5 protein-coding genes are annotated in these 4,202 nt (G+C 37.0%); all 5 read left to right on the top strand.

The features are described 5' to 3' along the window. The first annotated feature begins 411 nt into the window (after positions 1 to 411). The 5 genes from DYI81_RS17670 (at position 412) to DYI81_RS17650 (ending at position 4,106) form a co-directional block, all read left to right on the top strand. Positions 412 to 1,560, top strand: coding sequence for a hypothetical protein (locus DYI81_RS17670; protein WP_058952573.1), 1,149 nt, complete (start codon positions 412 to 414; stop codon positions 1,558 to 1,560). A 183-nt stretch (positions 1,561 to 1,743) separates the two neighbouring features. Next, positions 1,744 to 1,899 (top strand): hypothetical protein, encoded by a 156-nt coding sequence (locus tag DYI81_RS17665; RefSeq protein WP_005006030.1) that lies wholly within the window; start codon positions 1,744 to 1,746, stop codon positions 1,897 to 1,899. Positions 1,900 to 1,937: 38 nt separating this feature from the next. Then, the gene (locus tag DYI81_RS17660; RefSeq protein ID WP_033917496.1) at positions 1,938 to 2,363 is read left to right on the top strand and encodes a hypothetical protein; all 426 of its coding nucleotides are present in this window, start codon (positions 1,938 to 1,940) and stop codon (positions 2,361 to 2,363) included. A 335-nt stretch (positions 2,364 to 2,698) separates the two neighbouring features. Then, on the top strand, positions 2,699 to 3,655 hold the full coding sequence (locus DYI81_RS18190) for a hypothetical protein (protein ID WP_227504909.1): 957 nt from the start codon (positions 2,699 to 2,701) through the stop codon (positions 3,653 to 3,655). A 22-nt stretch (positions 3,656 to 3,677) separates the two neighbouring features. Continuing rightward, positions 3,678 to 4,106, top strand: a complete 429-nt coding sequence (locus tag DYI81_RS17650; protein ID WP_033917495.1) for a hypothetical protein — start codon at positions 3,678 to 3,680, stop codon at positions 4,104 to 4,106. Positions 4,107 to 4,202 lie beyond the last annotated feature (96 nt).

Here is a 4,202-nt window from a genome sequence, read left to right as displayed (position 1 = left end):
TCTTGACTCAAGCATTAATGCAGTACGATCTTCAAAGTTAAGATGATGGTATGACAATTTTATATACTCCATAAACCCTTTAAATTAATTAGGTGGTTTATGTCGCACTTCAAGTTTTACTCTGCCATGGCAACTATTAATTATTGCCATCTTTTTTTGATATAGATCTATGTAATCAGGTTATTTTAATATGTGAGCCTTATTTTATTTAATTAAATATAAATAATTGATATTAGTTTTATTCAACGTATACGGTGATTTTAATTGATTAAAATATTTTAATTACTGAACCACTACCGTTGTTAAATTCAGCTTCATTAATATTTTAAGGAAAAAATTATAAACGCCACTTAATAACTATTATGGAATCTCAGATGTAGAGCACACGGCTCAAAACTTGGAGATTTTAAAATGTCACATTTCACAGTTGCAGTAGTTACCACCCCTGATGGTGATGTTGTAGATGCCCTAGAACCATTTTACGAATTTGAATGCTCAGGCATTAAAAACAAATATTGCATTTCAGAATCATCATTGGACGAAATTAAAGACCAATACGAATCGACAGAAATCACTTTGATGAAAAACTCAAAGCCTATCATAGATGATGGTGAAGAACGCTATGCGTTTCTTGACGACCCTCGTTTCGTGCGTGATGCAACAGACTTAGAGCTTTATGCCATCAAAAACAACAAAGGTGATATTTTTGCTGACTTCCCGAACGGCGGTAAGCATTTATCAGTGGTACAGGTCAAAAACGATGATGGTACGTACTCAAGTCGCATTCGTGATTTAGGCATGTTCATTCAATGGCATCAAAAAGATGTGCCATGTACTGAAGTGTTTGAGCTTCAACAGTTCATTAACTGGTATAACGAAAAAGTTACGCCGACTGTTTTGACAGGTGAAAAACCTGATGAAAGTTGGACAGAATGGATAGAGCTTGATGCTGACGGTAAAGTGGTCGATTACTTCACCACCACCAACCCGAATCCGAAATACGATTGGTATGAAATCGGAGGACGTTGGAAAAACATGCTGTTGCGTCTTGATGGACGAAAAGTGGATAGCTGCCCGATTGGTGAGCTAGATTTTGAAACCGAAATCAACCGCTTAAAAACCGAAGCTAACCGTGTTTATGACTATTTTGAGAAGTGTATCGGTGATGCTTCACGTACTTGGCGGTCATGGGCTGATGTTTGGTCTGATGAATCAATCGAATCAGTGAACGATAAGCGTAATTTCTATCATAACCAAGATGCAATCTTATTAATGAAAGCCAGTGATACGGATAACCTGTTTGGCATATTCGGACATGAATTTGATGAATTTTTGGTGAGCCGTGAAGAATTCCTAGCTAAAAAATCAGCAAACCCATTCGGTACATACTGTTTCTTAGATGCGACCAGTGGTGATGAAATAGGCGACTGGACAGGTTCAGAGTGTGGCATGTTTGGACTGGATATTCGCAAGGAAGAAGATTGGGAAAACAAAAACCAAGCCTTGCTCAAGAGCTTTCCAAGCGACTATATAATCACGATTGTTGATTGCCATATCTAAAACCCAAACAGGGATAAGCGTAAAACCTTATCCCTTTTCTTTTGGGTATTTTTTAAAATGCATTCGATGTTTTTTTAATTGATTAAAAAGGTTTTGAATTTTTAAATTTTAAGAAAAATTAAACAGCTATTGCGCTTTGTATAATGAATATAGATTTAATCACTATCCTAAAGGGCTTTTAATATGTGGAATACATTAGTTTTAATTCGTAAAACCGCAACGTCAAAAGAAATAAAAGACAAAGCTGATATGTATTTAAGCCAGTTAAATACTGCAACCATTTCAGCATCTCTTAAAGCTGAAATACTCTCTTTTATCGAATCTGTTTTAAACGATTAATCAACTTAGGCTCAACGCCTACAACTTGGAGAAACCCCATGAATTACTACAACACATTCACCATTCCATGCAATTTTAAAGTACAGCACATTGAAGATGGTCAATTTGTCGTGTTTTTTGCTGATGGCACTCAGTTAAGTTACCAGATTGAAAACACCAGTAAGGTTAAATGGATTGAACCTGAAGCATTCAGTTTAGAGCAAGTACGCCTAAGCTCAAAAGAGCCAATCAATGCCGATGATATTGACATCATTAAGTATGCTTCATACCGCTTAATTGCTGACACGCCATTGATTGATGATGATGGTAGCAATCCTGAACCTGATTGCCTTTACTGCAAAAAATCTAGTGACACTCTTAACAGCCTCATACTTCAAGTCACTGAAGCACATACCCTCTCATGTTGGCTACTGACATCAAACGGCGTTCATATCCTAGATATTAATGAATTGACTGAAGCTTAATAACAACAACCAGTGAAGCATGTCTATTGCTTCACTGGTTGGCAGTTGAAAACCGCATTCGATGTTTTTTAATTGATTAAAAAAAGGTTTAGAAATTTGGTTGTGGCCAGCGCTAGATCTGGCGCACCAGGATCAATGCTTATTTGTATGGTACCTTAATTGCTTCCATCATTTTAATAGCATCCTCATTACTATTTTTAGCTGCTATCTGTTAAAAGTCGCAGCAAGGACCAGTAAAACAATAATAAAAATAAATAATTTTAAAAAAGTTTTTGGTTTAGGTTCTATCTTAAAATAAACATATTGAAGCAGAAAGCTTAAAACTTGGAGTTGAAATGGTTACTATTAATGAATTACTTAGCAAAAACCTTGATCGCAAATATGGTCCAATTGAAGCGCATGAAGTTATAGAACTTGTTCGTGTAACTCGTGCGCCAGAATCAATAAATAACCCTTCAATGCCATCAGTTAGAATTTCTACTGCAGATCTGCACCATATGGTTGAACAAGCTAAAAAGTTCAATTTGTGGGAAGAATGGTCCACCAAGGTTTTAGCAACTGAGTTGCCATACAACCCTTATCTTAAGCCAGTGTTTACAGGTCATAGTTTCCCACGTTCTAGCATGTCTACTGACAACTACGAAGCATTAGTACGCTCTACGTTAGTGCCGGTGCTACTACCTGAAGATAAAAAGTCTTTTATCAACCTGAATGACAAAGTTATGTCATTTAACAACCTCATGTTTGATATGCCCGATGCGATGGTGAACCATCTCATGACTGGTAAAAAACTTTGGCTATATGCAAAAAATGGGCAAGTGGTCTGGTATACCCGTGCTGAGTATGAGGCGCAAACCAAGTGGAACCAGGCTGAACAGGATGCTAAGAAAAAAATTACTGCATTGTTTGAATTATTCAATGCGCTGCAACAAGCTAAACCGATCTTTGATGCTATCGATCAGAAGAAAAACTTCAGTGCTTTACCGTTCAAATGGTTCACTGGTGTAAAAATTGTAATGTCAGGCTTGTCAGCTGGATCATGGGGCGATGGTGAAAAATCAAATACAGTGACTCACTTGGTTTTTGATGAAGACTACTCAGGATCTAAATTGGTTCGTGAGAAAAACCAGTACTTGTGCTCAGCTGGAGGCTTATTCCCTGCAGATGAAGCAAAGAAAGAATTCAAAATGAAAGTAGGTGAAGTTACCGTGGACACGGTACCGCACCTTGTTACATGTAAAGTGTGCCTAAAACGTATTTTTACGCAACTTGCATTAACTCAATCTAATTAATCAAATTTATAGGGTGTTCATCATGAATAACAAAACAATTGCCAAAAAAATGATTAACCAAGTTAAATCGGTTATCACTGACCCTCAAGCAAAAAGCTTGTTGGCTGCTTATCACGTAGAGACGTCATTTACCCACTTCTACGAAACACACAGCCACATTTACTTGGTTGGTAAAGACATTACTGCAGTCATGGCCAAACATTTTCCATACTTCACGTTTAAGACTCGTGATAACAAGAAAGCCCGTCACGGTATTGGCGATGGCTCAATGTCTGATTGCTTAAACAAGCTGCGCCGTGTGTATCGCTTAGAAATCAAAAAACCGATTAGCGAGAAGTTTATCGCTGAAGCTGGTGCACCGACTTTCACAAAAAGCCAATCTGTAAGTCCTGTTGCTTATTTGATTGATGAAGTTGTGCAACTGTCTTTGCACATTAAAGACTTAAACTGATGAATCATAAAATCAATAACTTACATTAGGTATGATTCAGTAAATTTACATTATAGTTCTAAACTCAATGAACTTTGAGTTTAGATAACCAATCCA

The sequence above is a fragment of the Acinetobacter sp. SWAC5 genome, assembly GCF_003419885.1.
In the GTDB taxonomy this organism is placed as follows: domain Bacteria; phylum Pseudomonadota; class Gammaproteobacteria; order Pseudomonadales; family Moraxellaceae; genus Acinetobacter; species Acinetobacter cumulans.
Note: the sequence above shows the minus strand (reverse complement) of the source record. Positions and strands in the feature narration are given on the sequence as shown.

Excerpts from the sequence above, each read along its gene's own strand:
- DYI81_RS17670 (WP_058952573.1), top strand. The coding sequence starts at position 412 with ATGTCACATTTCACAGTTGCAGTAGTTACCACCCCTGATGGTGATGTT.
- DYI81_RS17665 (WP_005006030.1), top strand. The coding sequence starts at position 1,744 with ATGTGGAATACATTAGTTTTAATTCGTAAAACCGCAACGTCAAAAGAA.
- DYI81_RS18190 (WP_227504909.1), top strand. The coding sequence starts at position 2,699 with ATGGTTACTATTAATGAATTACTTAGCAAAAACCTTGATCGCAAATAT.
- DYI81_RS17650 (WP_033917495.1), top strand. The coding sequence starts at position 3,678 with ATGAATAACAAAACAATTGCCAAAAAAATGATTAACCAAGTTAAATCG.
- DYI81_RS17660 (WP_033917496.1), top strand. The coding sequence starts at position 1,938 with ATGAATTACTACAACACATTCACCATTCCATGCAATTTTAAAGTACAG.